We start from the raw sequence: 16,169 nt of genomic DNA on the forward strand, positions 1-16,169 counted from the left end.
CACCTAGGCGACCATTTCGGTAACTTCTGCCGGACGAATGTCGCCGGGACGCAGGGAGGTGCCGCGCAGGCACATCTCCTTGGGCTCCGGGCGGTCGCCGGTGAGAATCCACCTGGTCAGCCCGGCCAACTGGTAGGCGATCAGCGGTGGAACGGCGTCGCCCACGTGCCGGTAGGCGTTGCCGAGAATCGAGACGTCGAACTTGAACTGGCGCGGGAACCCTTGCAGCAGAGCCATCTCGCGGACCGTGCACAGGCGGTGCTGGACCGGGTGGGCATAACGCCCGTTGCCGACGTGGCCGCATTCCCGCTTGATCGTCCGGGCCGGTTCGTCCCACCACAACCGGCCGTAGACATCGGGGTGGGAACCCCAGTTCTGCTGCTCGACGATCTTGCGTTGTGCGGGATTCAACAACTCCGCGGTCTCCGGTGAGCGGAGCAGATCAGCCCACGATCCGCCGTTCGCCGGAATCGCCCGCATTCTTTCGAGACTGCGGTCCTGGGAAAAGGTCGGCGAGACGTGAATGGGGTCTTCCGGGTCCGCGACGCCGGCCGCGACGGCGGGCAGCTTGCCGATCGCGCGCCGGACCGTCACGGCGGACGGGCGGATGACCCGGCCCGCCCACAGGTCGTCCAGCGTGAGCAGCGGCAGGCCGCCGTCGACCGCCACCATCAGCGTCCGCTCGCGCAGCTGCGGCAGGCCGAACCTGGACAGCATGTGCGTGCCGCCCCAGACGGAGTACCCGATTCGGGTGAGTTCCTCGGCGAGGCTGTCGAAGTGGTGGCGCTGCTTGCCCTTGACGAGCTCGCGGGCGTTCTCCATCAGGACGACCTTCGGGCGCAGCTCCTGCGCGTACACCGCGATGCGGCCGACCAGCGAGTTCCGCGGGTCGTCGCGCAGGTGGTTCTGCGAGGTGATGCGGCTGAAGCCCGAACACGGCGGGCACGCGAGCAGCACGTCCAGCTCGCCGCGCCGCAGACCCCAGACCTCGCGCAACGCCGCGGGCGAGACCTTCGCGAGGTCGACCTCCAGCGGGTCGACGCCGATGTTCGCGCGGTAGGTGTCGTTGCAGCGCAACGAACCCAGCTTCGAGCTGGGCTTGCCGATCTGCGCGTCGGCGGCACCGACGACCCGGAAGTCGCGGTGGGCGTGGAAGCCGAAGCTCATGCCGCCCGCACCCGAGAAGATGTCGGCCACCGAGAAGGACACGGCGAGATCGTACGGGCGAGGCGCCGAGGACCTTTCCCTGACATCCCGTACCTTTCCCGCCTATGGAGCTGCCGCGCGCCTGGCAACGGCCTGACCCGTTGCGCGGACTCGACAGGATTTCCTGGAGCGAGGTCTACGACGGCCGGGGTGGCGCCGGTCGCGTGCCCCGTCTGCTGCGCTCCCTGATGGACCCCAGCGAGGACGTGCGGCAGAGCGCGCTCTCACAGCTCGCTGAGCGGATCCTCACCGACGACACGGTGTCCGAGGCCTCGTTCTGCACCGTGCCGTTCCTGGTGGAACTGGGAGCCTCGTACAAGGTCGCCGGGGACGTGCGGGACCGGGTGATCTTCCTGCTGGCCGCCATGGCGTTGGCGGGCAAGGGGTTCACCGAGGACGGACGACGCACCCACCGCAGGTGGAACGCCCTCGGCCGCGAACTGCCTCGCACGGCTCCGGACTGGCTGACGCAGACCCGGCACGCTGTCGCCCAGGGTGCGCCGAAGATCTTCGAGGCGCTGGCGTCCGAACGGGTCGCGTGCCTGGTCGCGCTGGCCTGCGCGGTGCCGGAGAAGCTGCCGCCGTTCGTCGGCGGGCTGATGAACGACATGGTCGAACTGCCGGGCGAGGAGATGCTCGCGGACGCCGCCGAGATCGCCGTGGCGCTGCTGAAGGACTCGCCCGAGTTACTGGGCGTGGACCTGCCGAAGGTGCTGGGCGAAGGGCTGGTGCGTCCGGTGCACCAGCCCCGTGAGGTCGCCGCCGCCCTGATGGGCTACCGGTTCGCCCTCATCTCCGCGTACGGCGATGAGGGCGCCTGGTAAGCGTTCCTAGGCGATCACGGCCTCTTCGATGGCCTGCTCGACCTGAGCCTCGTCCTCGACCGCGATGGCGGGTTCCAGGGCACCGAGGCCCGTCCCCCACTCCTGGTCCGCCAGCGCGAACGCGGCGACCGTCAGCGCGGCCACGGGAGCGCCCACGGGCATGTTCTCGCGGTGCAGGTCGAGGTCGAGGCGTCCACCGATCGGCGACGGGCTCAGCCGCAGCGTCGCGTGCGCGGCCTCGTCGGCGTGCGCGAGCCGGCACGCCCAGCCGGTGAAGATCACCCGGCGTTCGTCGACCGTCGTCGGCTGCACCGCGCGCACGTTGGCGCCCACGGCCCCGGCGCGGTGGTTGTCCGCGGCCTGCAGCAGGAGCTCTTCGAACTCCATCGAGGAGATGCCCAGGTCCCAGCCGGCGACCAGGGCGACCTGGACCAGCGCGAGCGGCAGCGTCGGGACGGCGTCCTCGAAGCACACCATCGCGCCGCCGTAGCGGGTGTTGATCTCGGTCGGCAGGAAGCCGTCCTCGGTCGCGATGCCGTCCAGCGTGAACGTGCCGCGGTAGCCGACGGTGCCGCGCAGATGCTCGCCGACGCGGCGGGCCAGGTTGCGCATCTCGTCGCGGATCCACACGGGCGGGTCGTAGTACGACGCGCAGCCCGCGTAGAGGAACTTGGCCTGGCCCTGGCGGCGCGGCACGACCATCTCGATCGGACGCAGCACCGCGGTGCCGTCCGGGAAGACGATGCCGTGCACGCTGACCGGGATGCCTTCCAGGAACGGCATGACGCGGACCTGGTCGCACTTCGGCGCGAGCACGTCGAAGGCTTCCTTGGCCTCCTCGTAGGACCGCACGCGGCGCACGAAGTTGGCACCGCCGTTGATCGCCGGGCCGTCGCCGGACCAGACGACGCCCGCGCCGCGGTCCAGGATCTCCGAGGCGCCCCAGAGGCGTTCGAAGTCGAGGTCGAACACCATCGCGGGCGCGCGGCGGGCGGACAGCTCGTCCCAGAGCGCGTCGATGGTGGTCTTGTTCTCCAGCTCGACCCAGTCGTGCTGCCGGGCGTTGAGCACCGGGCGGCCCTCGAACGAGCTGATCTCGTTGTAGGGCGTGCTGATCACGACGGCTTCACCCCGGGCGTCGAAGTCGTTGAGGATCGCCTTGACCTCGGCGCCCGGCTTCGTCAGCAGCTTGCCCAGACGGCGCTGCTCGACGGCGACGAGGCTGCCCTTGATGCCCAGCGACACCCAGCGCGCGATCACCGAATCATGAAGCGGGGCGTGATCGTCGGTATCGAGCACGAGCGTATGGCGGGCGCCGAGCGTATGCAGCTCATGCGCGCGCTTAGCCAGACGCGTGCCACCGGCCAGAACTACCAGCCGGTCACCGAACAACCTGCCGAGGCGCTCGTTGAGCGCTGAGAGGACATGATTCATCGCCGAAAACTCGCTTAAGAGAAGCGGAGGACGTGACCGGCGATCGCCGGGTGACGCGTAGCGTAGAGCCACCCGGTATGTGTGTCGAAGCACGGTCCGGCAACGGCCGGATGAATCTTGCGACGGGCCCGTCGGCGCGGGCCCGGCACGATGTGGATCAGCTGCTGCTCCCGGTGCTCACCGGGAGCGTGCCGCGTCCCGAAGGACCTGGTCAACGCGGTTGAGGAAGCTGCGCTTCGGGTTGATCGACGGCAGCGGTGCCGTGAGCTCTGCGGACTGCGGCGCGGGTGCGGCTCCCACGATCTCAGCCACGTTGCGCAGGAACTCCTGCCGCTTGAACTCGAGCACGGCGTGATCGTGCAGGAGTCCGGCGATGCTTGTGTGCACAGCGCGATGGGGGTAACTCACTCGTGTGTTATCGGCGCAGTCGCCGTCGACCTTTAGGGTCAACTCGTGCGAGTTCTGGTGACGGGTGCCACTGGGTACGTCGGCCGCGCCGTGGTGCGTGAGCTGCAGGTTCATGGTCATGAACCGGTTTTGTCCCGGCAACGCCTCTCGGAGCCGTTCGAGTTGGACGACGTCGACGCCGTCATCCACTTGGCCGCCGTGGCCCGCGTCCGGGAGTCGTTTCGTGATCCACTCCCGTACTGGGAGACGAACGTCGGCGGAACGCTGAATCTGCTCAAAGCCCTGAAGGGCCAACGATTCCTGCTCGCCTCGACTGGCACGGTGTACCGGCCCTCCGACGCCGTCCTGACCGAGGAATCGGCCAGGGAACCGTCCTCCCCGTACGCCGCCTCCAAGGCGGCCGCGGAGGACCTCGTGGCGTGGGCGGCGCGGTCCGGGCAGATCGGGGCGACCACTCTCCGTTTGTTCAACGTCGCTGGAGGAGGTGACACGGACACCACTCGGGTGATCACGCGGGCCGTGGCGTGCGCCGCCGGAACGGTGCCCGGCATGGAGGTCTACGGCGACGGCGGGGCCGTGCGCGACTTCGTGCACGTACGCGACGTTGCTGCTGCCTTCGTCGTGGCTTTGGAGGCGTGCTCCGTGGGCACGTCGTCGGTCTACAACGTCGGCGCGACCGCTGCTTCCGTCCGGGACGTGCTGGACGCCGTGGCCGAGGTGACCGGACGGGCCGTCGACGTGACGTGGAAGCCCGCTGTCCCCGGAGAGATCCGTTCACTGCGGGCCGACGCGTCACGGCTGCGAGCGTTGGGCTGGGAGCCCCGTTCGTCGGCGCTGACGGAGATCGTCACCGACCAGTGGCTCGTTTCGGCACCGGCACCCGGTCCAGGTCCTTCGCGATGACGATCTCGCCGTCGAACTCGGCGGCGGCCTCGGCGAGGAACTCGGCCGGGTCGTCGTAGCGCTGGGAGAAGTGGGTCAGCACCAGCTTGCGGACGCGGCAGTCCTGCGCGACGCGGGCGGCCTGCTGGGCGGTGAGGTGGCCGTGGTCGCCGGCGAGCTTCGTGTCGCGGGCGAGGTAGGTCGACTCGATCACGAGCATGTCGGCGTTGTCGGCGAGCTCGAAGACGTTGTCGCAGAGCCTGGTGTCCATGACGAACGCGAACCGCTGGCCCTTGCGGGGTTCGCTGACGTCGGCGAGCTTGACGCCGTTGAACTCGCCCAGCCGCTGGAGCTCGCGGACCGCGGGGCCCTGGATGCCGTGCTCCTTGAGCTTCTCGGGCAGCATGCGGTGGCCGTCGGGTTCGATCAGGCGGTAGCCGACGCTGTCGATGCCGTGGTCGAGCGCGTGGGCCTCGAGCCGGCCGAACTTGCCGCTCGCGATCTCGCCGTCCTCGACGACCGGCACCTCCTTGATGTCCGCGGCGTCGTAGAAGGCGCTGGCGTAGCGGAGGCGTTCGAAGAAGTGGGCGCCCGACCGCGGGTAGTGCGCGTGGACGGTGTGCTGGACGCGGTCCAGGGACAGCCGCTGGACGATGCCGGGGACGCCGAGGCAGTGGTCGCCGTGGAAGTGGGTGATGCAGATCCGGGTGATGTCGCTCGCAGCGGCACCTGACCTGAGCAGCTGCCGCTGGCTGCCGTCGCCCGGGTCGAAGAGGAAGCCCTCGCCGTCCCACCTGAGCAGATAGCCGTTGTGGTTGCGCTGGCGGGTCGGGACCTGGCTGGCCGTTCCCAGGACGATCAGTTCCCGGACTGTCACACCCTGACGTTAACGTCTGTCCCATGCGGAGCGTGGAAGTTGCGTCGACTTGGCCTGTCGGGAACGTGGCGGTGGCGGTGGTCACCTCCGAGGGCGTGGCCGGCTCGCTGGGTGATCAACAGCGCGTGTTCCCGCTCGCGTCCGTCACGAAGCTGCTGACGTCGTACGCGGTGCTGGTGGCCGTCGAGGAGGGCGCGGTCGAGTGGGACCAGCCGGCCGGCCCCGAGGGTGCGACGGTCCGGCACCTGATCGCGCACACCGCCGGTTACGCGTTCGACAAGGCCGAGGTCCAGGCCGCTCCCGGCACCCGCCGGATCTACTCGAACGCCGGCTTCGACGTACTGGCGTCTTTTGTGGGCGAGGCGTGCGAGATGCCGTTCGCCACTTATCTGCACGAGGCCGTTTTCGCACCGCTGGGGATGAATTCGTCCGCGCTGGTCGGTTCGGCCGGTGCCGGGGCCGAGTCCTGCGCCGCCGACCTGGCGTTGTTCGCCGCCGAGCTGCTGTCGCCACGCCTGGTCTCCGCCGAGCTGGTGGCCGAGGCGACGTCGGTCGTCTTCCCCGGCCTGAACGGCGTGCTGCCCGGTTACGGAATGCAGAAGCCGAACGACTGGGGGCTCGGTTTCGAAATCCGCGACTCGAAGTCACCGCACTGGACGGGACTTTCTTCCTCGCCGCGCACTTTCGGCCACTTCGGGCAGTCCGGCACGTTCCTGTGGGTCGACCCGGAGATTTCCGCGGCCTGCGTGGCTCTGACCGACCTGCGTTTCGGACCGTGGGCGGTCGAGGCGTGGACGCCGTTCTCCGACGGCGTCCGCGCCGAGCTGGTCAGTCGGCGAGCCTGATCGCGAGCTGCCGCAGGACCTCCTGCACGTCGGCTTCCTCGTAGTCGTTCTCGTACGCCTGAGCGACCCCGTGGAAGGCGTAGAGCAGCCCCGCCGTGAACCAGCCGAACTGCGACAGCACCTGGTCCATCGCCTGCTTGAGGGCCTGCTGACCGGCCTCGTTGAGCTCGCCGTCGACCTTGACCTCGTAGCTGAACACGCCCTCCTGCAACGACTTGAGGGCCATGCGCAGGTAGTCGTTGGATCCGGCACCGTCGTAGGTGAGCGTCAGGACGCCGAGCGCCCGCTGCATGATCTCCCGCTGCTCCACGCCGCCACTCTGCCTGGAGATCAGCCGTCCGTCACCTTCCGACACCCGGCCCCGTCTCCCAGTCGCCGGAGACGGGGCCGGTTCGCTCAGATCATGCGGGCTTGCGCGCGACCCACCGCGCGACCGAGAACACACCGGCGGCCCGAGCGGCATCGAGCACGCGCTTGCCGTCGTGGATGACGGTGTCCCGCTCCCCCGCGTACTCACCCCAGCCCTGACCGTCGTCCGGCGGCGTGCTGCCCCAGCACTCGACGTCCGGATAAAGGTCCTCGGAGACCTCGACGACGAAGCCGGCGGCCGACATCATCTCGCGGTACTCGTCCAGCGAACCGAGCCGCGGAATGGAGATGACCTGCTCCACCGGCCCGATGAACGGCGCGATCTGCTCCTCGGTCAGGTACTCCCCGAACGGCCGGCGGATCCAGTCGACCCCGACCAGGCAGGCACCGGGCTTGAGGGTGCGGAACGCGGCCGTGAAAAACGCGGCCTTCTCCGGCAGGTGACACACCGACTCGTAGAAGCTGACCATGTCCAGCGACCCGTCCGGCCACGCGACCAGGGTCTTGTAGTCCTCGTCGCCGACCGTCAGGAACGCGGCCCGCTCACTCATCCCCTGCTCGGCCGCATACGCGCGCGCCTGCGCCGAGAGCCACTCGTTGTTGGAGATGCCCACGACGTTCGCCCCGGAGACCGAGGCCATGTAGACCGCCGTCCCGCCGACGCCGCTGCCGAAGTCCAGCCCGGTCCCGCCAGGCCGCAACCCGGCAGCCTCGATCTGCTTGCGCGCCAACGCCTTCGCCGCCTCTTCGGGCGACAACCCGGCCCGTTCGGCTTCCAGGTCCCCGTGGTGCCAGAACTGCCCCATGAGCGCGTGGTAGGCGGGTCCTGCGTGGTCGTAGTACTCGCGGACCTGTTGCTCGACGGTGGTGTTCACCAAACCCGGCCTTTCGTGTTGAGCTCGCGGCCGCTCATCGCGGGCCAGCGAGAACTCGTCGGCCACACCGAAGTCGACCAGCACCGGCGAAACTCAACGTAGTGCCCGCTCAGCGGGGTTGTCCACGATGCCGGTTGTGGGCTGGACGTGGTGCAGATCATGACTCGCGGGGTTGACCCGCACGGCTGCATTCGGGTGAACGAGGCCTGTGGGCGGCAACCCCTTCTCCGGTGCCGGCGTGTCGTGTTGCGGGCCCGGAACCTGCCGGGCGCTTCGACCGCGAAGGGGATTTCCTTGTTCTCCACGTTGAGGTCCGCACCGACCACACGCCGCGCTGCCCTGGCAGCCGTAGCCGCTGCGGGACTGGTTCTCGCAAGCGCGCCCGCGGCCACAGCCGTGTCGGCGACCGTCGTCAAGGAGTTCTACGTCGACTACGGAGCCAGCTACGCCACTGGCACCGTCACCTTCAGCAACCGGTGGGCGACGATCGAAGGCACCCTGCACGCGGTCGGATGCGGCCGGGTCGTCTACGGAGACGCCTACGCGTGGCCCAACTACCTCGGCAGCGCCAGTTCAACCCCGCGCTGCGACGGGAACTGGTCACTCGACGTCCCGATCCCCGCGAACAAGCCGGGCGGCGCCAACCGCGTTTTGATCACGTTGGCCGCACCGGACGGCTCCGACGCGGTGTGGGTCGACCGCTGAACCGGCGGTGAGGCGCGAGAAACGGCTCGCACATGACAAAAGGCCCCGCTGAACCGAAGTTCAGCGGGGCCTCTGTGAAGTGCGCTCGGCAGGATTCGAACCTGCAACCTTCTGATCCGTAGTCAGATGCTCTATCCGTTGAGCTACGAGCGCGTGTATTTAATTGTAACCGATCCTCAAGAGGCTCGGCCTTGCGGAGGCTCCGGGATTTGAACCCGGGATGGGGGGTTACCCCAAACCGCATTAGCAGTGCGGCGCCATAGACCAGACTAGGCGAAGCCTCCCGGGACCATCCTTGGCCACGGGACATAGGTTACACAGGTCCTCAACCGAGTTGCAAAACGCCCCCCTCTAACACCGGAACCCGCTGGTCAGAGCACGTTCAGAGGGTCGGAGAGGGGCGATAAACGCCTGGTCGCCGCGCGCGGAGTGACCTAGATCATTCCGAGGCGATTTCCAGGAACGGTTGGAGGGACTCGGGATTGCGGAGCGCGCCTCGGCTGACGGCTCGGTCCGGGTCCATGCCGGCGAGGATCTTCTTGACCGGTACCTCGCACTTCTTGCCGTTCAACGTCCTCGGGATCTCGGCCACGGCCACGAAGCGGTTCGGGACGTGGCGGGGGGACAGGGACGCTCGCAATTCGCGGCGCAGCAACGGTTCCACGTCGGGAAGCGTTACGCCGTCGAGCACTACGAAGCAGAGGAGTTCGCCCTCGGTCACGCCCGAGGTGTCGATCACCAGGGAGTCGACGACGCCGTCGATGGACTCGACGACGCGGTAGAACTCCGAGGTGCCCATGCGGACGCCGCCTCGGTTCAAGGTCGAGTCGGAGCGGCCGTAGATCACCGCCGAGCCTCGCGGGGTGATGCGGATCCAGTCGCCGTGGCGCCAGATTCCTGGATATGTGTCGAAGTACGCGTCGCGGAGGCGGGAGCCGTCCTCGTCGCCCCAGAAGTAGACCGGCATGGACGGCATCGGCTTGGTGATGACGAGTTCGCCCACCTCGTCGTCCAGGGCGGTGCCGGACTCGTCGTAGGCGAAGACCGCGGCGCCGAGGGCTCGGCAGGAGAGTTCGCCCAGCCAGACCGGGCGGTCCGGGGAGGCTGCCACGAAGGCGGTGCAGAGGTCGGTGCCGCCGGAGACCGAGGCGATCTGGACGTCCTTGCCGACGGCGGAGGCGATCCAGCGGAAACCCTCCGGGGTGAGGGGTGCGCCGGTCGAGCCGACCACGCGCAGGCCCGTCAGGTCGTAACGGGAGGACGGGTCGAGGCCCTCCTTCAGGCACGACTGGACGTACGGGGCCGAAGTGCCGAAGTAGGTCACTCGGTGCTGTTCGGCCAAGTGCCACAACGTGTTCAGCGACGGGAACGCCGGGCTGCCGTCGTACAGGACGATGGTGGTGCCGACCATGAGGGCGCCCACCAGGTAGTTCCACATCATCCAGCCGGTGGTGGTGAACCAGAAGAAGCGGTCACCGGGGCCGAGGTCGCTGTGCAGGCCCAGCATCTTGAGGTGTTCCAGGACGATGCCGCCGTGGCCCTGGACGATGCCCTTGGGCAGGCCCGTGGTGCCGGACGAGTAGAGCACCCACAGCGGGTGGTCGAAGGGCACCGGGGTGAACTCCGGCGCGGCGCCCTCGTGCGCGGTCAGCAGTTCCGAGAACGACAGCGTGTCCGGCAGGGACGAGCCGTTGTCCAGGTAGTCGATCAGGACCGTGGCGCGCAGCGACGGGATCTGCGCGCGGATCTCCTCCACGACCGGCCGGCAGTCGAACGACCGTCCGTTGTAGACGTAGCCGGAGACCGCCACGAACACGACAGGCTCGATCTGGGTGAAGCGGTCGGCCACGGCACGGGCGCCGAAGTCCGGGGAGCAGGACGACCACGTGGCGCCGAGAGAGGCGGCCGCCAGGAAGGCGATGAGAGCCTCGGGGGCGTTGGGGACCAGTGCCACCACCCTGTCGCCCTTGGCGACGCCCAGGGAGGCCAGTGCGGCCCGGAACGCGGCCACGCGCGAGCGCAGGGCTCCGAACGTCAACGAAGAGGTGACGCCGTCTTCGCGGTGGAAGATCACGGCGAGGTCGTCGTCGGCTCCGCGGCGCAGCGCGTGCTCGGCGTAGTTCAGGGTGGAACCGGGGAACCACTGGGCACCGGGCATCTCCGTGGAACCCAGCACGCGCGACGGCTCGGTGTGGAACTTGACGTCGAAGTACGAAGCTATGGCGCCCCAGAACCCCTCGAGGTCTGAGACGGACCACTCCCACAGCGACTCGTAGTCGGGGAGGTCGCGGCCCTGCTCGGAGAGCCAGGCCCGAAAGGCGGTCATCCCGTTGTCCCTCGTGGGGTCCGGGCGCCACAGCAGTTCGACGTCGGTGTCGGTCATGCCCCATGTCTAACCCAGGCACAACCGCACGTCCATGTGTGATTGGCGGACTTGCGGTAGCCCACCGGTGTGGAACTATCCCGCCGCGATCAACTCGTCGACGGCGCTGGTCAGGCGTGCGGCGTCGGCCGGGGCCAGCACCAGCCAGCCGTCCTGCCTGCGCAGGAGGTAGCGCCCCTCACGGGTGTCGAGCCAGGAGACCGAACGGCCGGTCGGGCGGGGTACGCCGTCGCGGTTGCGCGCGGTCAGGCCCAGCTCGCCGCCGCCGATGCGGGACGTGACGATCCGCATCAGGTTGTGCGCCTCCGGCTCGCGGATGCCCGCGTCGCGGAGGACGTCCAGGAACGCCTGCTTGCCGTCCTGTTCGCCTGCCTTGCCCGCGCGCACGTAGTCGTCCCAGCGCACGTTCACGGCACGGCCGGTGCCCGGCGCGAGGCCTGGCAACGATGACACCGTGGCCGAGGCCAGCGACGTCGGGTGGAACGGGTACAGGTGCACCTCGCCGTTCACGCGGGCGGCGAAGGCACCGCCCCAGCCGGCACACGCGACGCCGCGGGCCAGTTCGGTGCCCTTGAAGTACGCGATCTCCAACGCGCGGTCGAACTCGCCGAGGCCGCTGACCAACGCCCTCAGATCAGGATCGGGGCGTTGGACCGTGCCCAGCCGGCGAGCCTGCAACGTCCGTGAACTCTCTTCGACGAGACGCTGCCGCGCCGCTCGGGTGGACCCGAAGTGGGGCGTGCCGAGCGGCACGACGCGGTCCTCGCCGTGCACGGCCTGCCACAGCAGGAAGAACTCCTGCGAGCTCACCGTGAACTGGCGTTCGATCACTGACCGATCACCGGCGGGGCCGCCTTGCGGTCCAGGCCGAAGACGTTGTCGTCCTCTTCCAGGTAGCTCGCCGTCTTGTGTTCCTTCGAGTCGTTCTGGCCGCCGGCCGCCGCGGGAGCACCGGCCATCGGCGCGCCGCCCATCGCGAGCGGGTTCTGGAACGCCTTGGTCGTGTTGCCGGGTGCGGCCGAGGCCGCCGCCGCGGCGCCACCAGCGCCACCACCGCGCGAGCCCTCGCTCACACCGGCCACGCCACCAGCGGATGCGCCACCGCCACCTGCGGCAGCACCCTGGTTGCCACTGCCGGAGCCGAACGGACGTGCCATGCCGCCGCCGAAGCCGCCGAACCCTCCGGCGCCACCACGTCCACCGGCACCTCCGGCGCCGTAGCGCGAAGACGCGTTCGTGGTGCCGCGGTTCTGGTTCTGCGTGCCGGTCGTGACGGGAGCAGCCGCGCCACCGCCCGCACCGCCGTCCGGAGGCGCCGTCGGCGTGCGGCCGGTGAGGTCACCGCCGATCGGGGTCGGGTTGAGCGGGTTGACGGGTGGCGTGAACTGCGCGGGCACGGTCTGGTCGACCGCGGCCGAGTTGCGCTGGAACGCCGCCATGACGTCCGCCGCGAGGCGGTGCGAGGCGTCGTTGGCCGCGAGGGTGTCGACGGGGCTGCTGCCGATGGTCTCGAAGCCGGCGAACTCGGTCTGCGGCTGCGCGATCAGGCGCGGTTCCCGCAGGCTCTCGGCTCCGAACCCGTCGATCTGGTCGACCGTCCGCAACCTGTCCTGCAGCACCGTCCTGGGCAGCGTCGTCTCCGCGGGCACCGGCGGTTCGGGCGCCTTGGGAGGCGGCGGCATCGCGGCACGCGCGGCTTCGACGTTGCTGGTCTCGGTCGTGATCGCGTCCGAGACCTTGGTCGCGTAGTTCGCGGTGTCGTCGACCCAGTTGGTGACCTCGGTCAGGCCGTCACGGGCGAGCCGGGCGGACTCGCTGTCCCAGCCGACCGACGAGTCCTCGACGGCCTTGAGCAGGCTCGTGCGCACGCCGGCGATGTCCTCGCCGATCTTCTTCCAGTTCGTGGCGGCGGCCTGGGCACCGTCGAGGTTCACGCCCGTGTGCACCATTTTGTACAGCGCCTCGTGGCTGTACGTCATCCAGTCGACCGGCTCGTGCAGGTCGCTGCGGTCGTACTTGTCGTCGTGGTGCGACGACTTGCCGTCCTTGTCTCCGTTGCCCTTGTTGTCGTGCGATCCGTGGCTCACCAGGACCCCCCGGCGTTCTTCATCGACTTCTCGGCCTCTTCGTCGGCGTCGCGAATGGTGTCGCGGTTGCGGCGCAGGGCGTTGCCGATGTCGTCGAGGACCTTGAACAGGTCCAGCAACGCCTTCGCGGCACCTGAGTCCTCACCGACGGCCAGGTCGGCGAACCGCGCGCTGATCGCCTTGGCGACCGGGTTCTCCCCCAGCTGCAGCGGTGTGGCCAGCTGGTCGGTGGCGCGCTTCCACAGGTCCATCACCTGGTCCCGGGCCGCATCGACGGCCTTGATCAACGCGTCCGCGGCGTCGACGTCGAGCGTCAGCTTCCCGCTGTCCGCCGCTTGGTCGAGCTTGGCCGCGGCGTGGCTCGCCTCCGCCTTGTCCGTGAGCATCTGCTGCTGGAGAACAGGCTTCACCGCCGCCAGCTGCTCAGCCGTGATCGGCACGGTGGTCGACGTCGTGACCTCCGGTGTCACCGCCGGTGGTTCCGCCGGCGGCACGGTGCCCGCCGTCGCCGTGCCAGTCGTCCCGGTACCTGTCCCAGTGCCTTCAGCCATCCCTAGTAACCCCCTGCACTGCTAACTCGTCACCGCAGCACTGGGTGTTACGCGCAGCTACACCCAGTCAGCCGTCCGAAGCACTCCTTAGATGTACCTGGAGGACGGTTCGGTTCCAATCCGCCGTAAAGACCCTTACCTCATGTGAGCGTCGAACCAGTTCAACGCACGAACCCACGCTTCGTCACTCGAAACGTTGAAACGAACCAGATCGGACGCGGTTTCGGAGCTGATCACAGCATCACGAAGCTTGCTCACTTCTTCCGAGTCGTCGTCGCTGAAGATTCCAAGCCACGGGCACGTGAGGTCGGCGGCGACGTCGACCAGCGCTGGGAGGCCGTCCGAGAGGGGCTCGAGGATGCCGGGCGCCTGCACCGTGACGGCCGCGCCGATCGTGCGGCTGGCGGCGACCACCATGGCGACGGTGCCGCCGATGTCGAAGCCGACGACACCCATCCGGTCGGCGCTCACACCCTGCTGGCCCAGCCAGACGAACGCGACGTCGGTGTCCGCGAGCAGCCGGTCGCCGTTGAGCTTGCTGACCTGGTCCTTGATGTCGTCGCCGTGCACCCGGTCCGCATCGTAGAGATGTGGCGCGATTGCGAGCCAGCCCTCGTCGGCGAGGCTGCTGACGAGCGTGCGCACACCTGCGGTGATGCCGCGGGCCTCGTGCAGCACCACGAGTCCGCCCCGCACGGCGGAGTCGGGTTCGGCGATGGTCACCCGCAGCTCACGGCCGTCGGTGAGGGAAAGCGTCTCGGTGCGGGTAGTGGTCATGATTCCCACCCTTCCACGAGGGGGTGAACTCCAGTCAACGTGACCAATCGGACGGAGCAATGCGAGGATCGGGTCCATGACCGTGCGAACCCGTGCTGACCTGGCGTCCCTGCCGTCCTACGTGCCTGGCAGGACCATCCCCGGCGCCATCAAGCTCGCGAGCAACGAGGTGTCGGCCGGACCGCTTCCCAGCGTCGTCAAAGCGATCGCCGAAGCGGCCACCAGCATCAACAGGTACCCCGATTCGGGCGCCGTTGAACTCACCGGGCGGCTGGCCGACAAACTCGGCGTGCCCGCCGACCACCTGGCGATCGGCTGCGGCTCGGTGACCCTGTGCCAGCAGCTCGTCCAGGCCACCTGCGCCGAGGGCGACGAGGTGCTGTTCGCGTGGAGGTCGTTCGAGGCCTACCCGATCGTCTCCCACGTCGCGGGCGCCCGGCAGATCCGCGTGCCGCTGAACTCGGAGCACACGCACGACCTCGACGCGATGCTCGCGGCGATCACGCCGAACACGCGGATGGTCTTCGTCTGCAACCCGAACAACCCGACCGGCACCGCGCTGCGCACCGAGGAGATCGAGGCGTTCATCGCCCGAGTCCCCCGCGACGTGCTCGTCGTGCTCGACGAGGCCTACAAGGAGTTCGTGGACGACGCCCACGTCCCGGACGGCGTCGAGCTCGCGAAGCAGCAGTGGGCCGCGGGCCACAACAACGTCGCCGTGCTGCGGACGTTCTCGAAGGCGTACGGCCTCGCGGGCCTGCGGATCGGCTACGCGGTCGCGCCGCCGGTCGTCGCCGACGTGCTGCGCAAGGTGTACGTGCCGTTCTCGGTGAACGCGCTGGCGCAGGTGGCCGCGATGGCCTCGCTGGACGCCGAGGACGAGCTGATGGTCCGCTGCCGCGCGATCGTGGCTGAGCGGGGTCGCGTGCGCGGCGAGCTGCTGGCCATGGGCTTCGAGGTGCCGGAGACCCAGGCGAACTTCGTGTGGCTGCCGCTGGGCGAGCGCACGGGCGCGTTCAACGAGCACTGCCTGGCGCACAAGGTCGTCGTGCGCGCGTTCGTGGGCGAGGGTGCCCGCGTGACCATCGGAGAGCCGGACGAGAACGACGCGTTCCTGGCAGCGGCTCGCGCGTTCACTTCGTGAGCAGCTGAACGATCGCCGCGACTCCCACCACCACGATGACGCCGCGCAACACGGCGGGTGGGAGTTTGCGGCCGATCTTGGCGCCGATCTGGCCGCCGACCACGGACCCGACGGCCAGCAGCAGCACGGCCAGCCACGCCACGTCGGCGATGAAGATGAACAGGACGCCGGCGACGAGGTTCACGAACGCGGTGAGCACGTTCTTCAGCGCGTTCATCCGCTGCAGGTGCTCGCTGACGAGCACGCCCATTATGCCCATGACCAGCACGCCCTGCGCGGCACCGAAGTAGCCGCCGTAGATGCCGGCGGCGAAGACGCCGAACCACAGCAGCACGCCGCCATCGTTGTCGTTGCGCCGGTGCGCGAGTTTGCGGTTGAGCCACGGCTGGATGAGCACGAGGACCAGCGCGATCACGATCAGCACCGGCACGATCGCCGTGAACGCCTTGTCCGGCAGCGTGACCAGCAGGATCGCGCCGAGGATGCCACCGAGGATCGACGCGGGCAGCAGGCGCTTGATGCGGTCCGACTGCCCCTTGAGCTCCTCGCGGTAGCCCCACGCGCCCGACAGCGAGCCGGGCACGAGACCGAGGCTGTTGGACACGTTCGCCACCACGGGCGGATAGCCGACGGCGAGCAGCACCGGGAAGGTCACGAGGGTGCCGCTGCCCACGACGGTGTTGATGCCGCCTGCGAACACACCCGCGATGACCACCGCGATTGCTTCCCAGACCGTCATGTCACCCCCAGTACCCGATGGTTCGCGACGCTAACACTCCACTCGGAACAGCGAACTGTGGCG

18 protein-coding genes and 2 tRNA genes are annotated in these 16,169 nt (G+C 68.9%); 6 read left to right on the top strand and 14 right to left on the bottom strand.

What is annotated here, in order from left to right; genetic code table 11:
* Positions 1-3 precede the first annotated feature (3 nt).
* Complete coding sequence (locus SK571_RS42440) at positions 4-1,209, bottom strand: DNA cytosine methyltransferase (RefSeq protein ID WP_319989763.1); 1,206 nt, start codon at positions 1,207-1,209, stop codon at positions 4-6.
* A 62-nt stretch (positions 1,210-1,271) separates the two neighbouring features.
* Between SK571_RS42440 and SK571_RS42445 the strand changes: the two genes are divergently transcribed.
* Complete coding sequence (locus tag SK571_RS42445; protein WP_319989764.1) at positions 1,272-2,030, top strand: hypothetical protein; 759 nt, start codon at positions 1,272-1,274, stop codon at positions 2,028-2,030.
* Between the two features lie 6 nt (positions 2,031-2,036).
* On the opposite strand, the gene SK571_RS42450 is transcribed toward SK571_RS42445, so the two are convergent.
* Positions 2,037-3,290, bottom strand: a complete 1,254-nt coding sequence (locus SK571_RS42450) for an ATP-grasp domain-containing protein (protein ID WP_319989765.1) — start codon at positions 3,288-3,290, stop codon at positions 2,037-2,039.
* An 18-nt stretch (positions 3,291-3,308) separates the two neighbouring features.
* Between SK571_RS42450 and SK571_RS42455 the strand changes: the two genes are divergently transcribed.
* Complete coding sequence (locus SK571_RS42455) at positions 3,309-3,449, top strand: hypothetical protein (RefSeq protein ID WP_319989766.1); 141 nt, start codon at positions 3,309-3,311, stop codon at positions 3,447-3,449.
* Positions 3,450-3,641: 192 nt separating this feature from the next.
* On the opposite strand, the gene SK571_RS42460 is transcribed toward SK571_RS42455, so the two are convergent.
* Positions 3,642-3,812, bottom strand: coding sequence for a hypothetical protein (locus tag SK571_RS42460; RefSeq protein WP_157512940.1), 171 nt, complete (start codon positions 3,810-3,812; stop codon positions 3,642-3,644).
* Between the two features lie 105 nt (positions 3,813-3,917).
* On the opposite strand from SK571_RS42460, the gene SK571_RS42465 reads away from it, so the two are divergent.
* Positions 3,918-4,775: an NAD-dependent epimerase/dehydratase family protein gene (locus tag SK571_RS42465; protein ID WP_319989767.1), complete on the top strand. Its 858-nt coding sequence runs from the start codon at positions 3,918-3,920 to the stop codon at positions 4,773-4,775.
* Here SK571_RS42465 and SK571_RS42470 read toward each other — a convergent pair.
* Positions 4,720-5,631 (bottom strand): ribonuclease Z, encoded by a 912-nt coding sequence (locus SK571_RS42470; RefSeq protein ID WP_319989768.1) that lies wholly within the window; start codon positions 5,629-5,631, stop codon positions 4,720-4,722. The two genes, SK571_RS42465 and SK571_RS42470, sit on opposite strands and share 56 nt — an antisense overlap.
* Positions 5,632-5,654: 23 nt before the next feature.
* On the opposite strand from SK571_RS42470, the gene SK571_RS42475 reads away from it, so the two are divergent.
* Complete coding sequence (locus SK571_RS42475; protein WP_319989769.1) at positions 5,655-6,476, top strand: serine hydrolase domain-containing protein; 822 nt, start codon at positions 5,655-5,657, stop codon at positions 6,474-6,476.
* Here the strand turns inward: SK571_RS42475 and SK571_RS42480 are convergent.
* A complete protein-coding gene (locus tag SK571_RS42480) occupies positions 6,460-6,831 on the bottom strand; it encodes a hypothetical protein (protein WP_258946826.1) in 372 nt (123 codons plus the stop codon). The two genes, SK571_RS42475 and SK571_RS42480, sit on opposite strands and share 17 nt — an antisense overlap.
* Positions 6,832-6,877: 46 nt before the next feature.
* Entirely contained in the window at positions 6,878-7,804 is a 927-nt protein-coding gene (locus SK571_RS42485) for an SAM-dependent methyltransferase (RefSeq protein ID WP_319989770.1), read from the bottom strand.
* A 312-nt stretch (positions 7,805-8,116) separates the two neighbouring features.
* Here SK571_RS42485 and SK571_RS42490 point away from each other — a divergent pair, with 312 nt between their 5' ends.
* Complete coding sequence (locus tag SK571_RS42490; RefSeq protein WP_319989771.1) at positions 8,117-8,425, top strand: hypothetical protein; 309 nt, start codon at positions 8,117-8,119, stop codon at positions 8,423-8,425.
* Between the two features lie 80 nt (positions 8,426-8,505).
* Here the strand turns inward: SK571_RS42490 and SK571_RS42495 are convergent.
* The 7 genes from SK571_RS42495 to SK571_RS42525 all read right to left on the bottom strand — a co-directional run bounded on the left by SK571_RS42495 (position 8,506) and on the right by SK571_RS42525 (position 14,223).
* Positions 8,506-8,578 (bottom strand) — tRNA-Arg (locus SK571_RS42495).
* A 41-nt stretch (positions 8,579-8,619) separates the two neighbouring features.
* Positions 8,620-8,709 (bottom strand) — tRNA-Ser (locus tag SK571_RS42500).
* Between the two features lie 155 nt (positions 8,710-8,864).
* The gene (locus SK571_RS42505) at positions 8,865-10,808 is read right to left on the bottom strand and encodes an acetoacetate--CoA ligase (RefSeq protein WP_319989772.1); all 1,944 of its coding nucleotides are present in this window, start codon (positions 10,806-10,808) and stop codon (positions 8,865-8,867) included.
* Between the two features lie 75 nt (positions 10,809-10,883).
* Positions 10,884-11,639, bottom strand: coding sequence for an ESX secretion-associated protein EspG (locus SK571_RS42510; protein WP_319989773.1), 756 nt, complete (start codon positions 11,637-11,639; stop codon positions 10,884-10,886).
* A complete protein-coding gene (locus tag SK571_RS42515) occupies positions 11,636-12,895 on the bottom strand; it encodes a PPE domain-containing protein (RefSeq protein ID WP_319989774.1) in 1,260 nt (419 codons plus the stop codon). The genes SK571_RS42510 and SK571_RS42515 overlap by 4 nt, the downstream gene beginning before the upstream one ends.
* Complete coding sequence (locus SK571_RS42520) at positions 12,892-13,446, bottom strand: hypothetical protein (RefSeq protein ID WP_319989775.1); 555 nt, start codon at positions 13,444-13,446, stop codon at positions 12,892-12,894. The genes SK571_RS42515 and SK571_RS42520 overlap by 4 nt, the downstream gene beginning before the upstream one ends.
* Positions 13,447-13,581: 135 nt before the next feature.
* Positions 13,582-14,223 carry a dienelactone hydrolase family protein gene (locus SK571_RS42525; protein WP_266041122.1) on the bottom strand — a complete coding sequence of 214 codons (642 nt, stop codon included), beginning with the start codon at positions 14,221-14,223 and terminating at the stop codon, positions 13,582-13,584.
* Between the two features lie 76 nt (positions 14,224-14,299).
* On the opposite strand from SK571_RS42525, the gene hisC reads away from it, so the two are divergent.
* The gene (gene hisC, locus SK571_RS42530) at positions 14,300-15,367 is read left to right on the top strand and encodes a histidinol-phosphate transaminase (RefSeq protein ID WP_319989776.1); all 1,068 of its coding nucleotides are present in this window, start codon (positions 14,300-14,302) and stop codon (positions 15,365-15,367) included.
* On the opposite strand, the gene SK571_RS42535 is transcribed toward hisC, so the two are convergent.
* A complete protein-coding gene (locus tag SK571_RS42535; protein WP_319989777.1) occupies positions 15,357-16,106 on the bottom strand; it encodes a sulfite exporter TauE/SafE family protein in 750 nt (249 codons plus the stop codon). The genes hisC and SK571_RS42535 overlap by 11 nt on opposite strands.
* Positions 16,107-16,169 lie beyond the last annotated feature (63 nt).

It is taken from the genome of Lentzea kristufekii (assembly GCF_033949925.1).
Taxonomy (GTDB): Bacteria; Actinomycetota; Actinomycetes; order Mycobacteriales; family Pseudonocardiaceae; genus Lentzea; species Lentzea kristufekii.

Excerpts from the sequence above, each read along its gene's own strand:
- SK571_RS42445 (WP_319989764.1), top strand. The coding sequence starts at position 1,272 with ATGGAGCTGCCGCGCGCCTGGCAACGGCCTGACCCGTTGCGCGGACTC.
- SK571_RS42475 (WP_319989769.1), top strand. The coding sequence starts at position 5,655 with ATGCGGAGCGTGGAAGTTGCGTCGACTTGGCCTGTCGGGAACGTGGCG.
- SK571_RS42535 (WP_319989777.1), bottom strand. The coding sequence starts at position 16,106 with ATGACGGTCTGGGAAGCAATCGCGGTGGTCATCGCGGGTGTGTTCGCA.
- hisC (WP_319989776.1), top strand. The coding sequence starts at position 14,300 with ATGACCGTGCGAACCCGTGCTGACCTGGCGTCCCTGCCGTCCTACGTG.
- SK571_RS42520 (WP_319989775.1), bottom strand. The coding sequence starts at position 13,446 with ATGGCTGAAGGCACTGGGACAGGTACCGGGACGACTGGCACGGCGACG.
- SK571_RS42505 (WP_319989772.1), bottom strand. The coding sequence starts at position 10,808 with ATGACCGACACCGACGTCGAACTGCTGTGGCGCCCGGACCCCACGAGG.
- SK571_RS42525 (WP_266041122.1), bottom strand. The coding sequence starts at position 14,223 with ATGACCACTACCCGCACCGAGACGCTTTCCCTCACCGACGGCCGTGAG.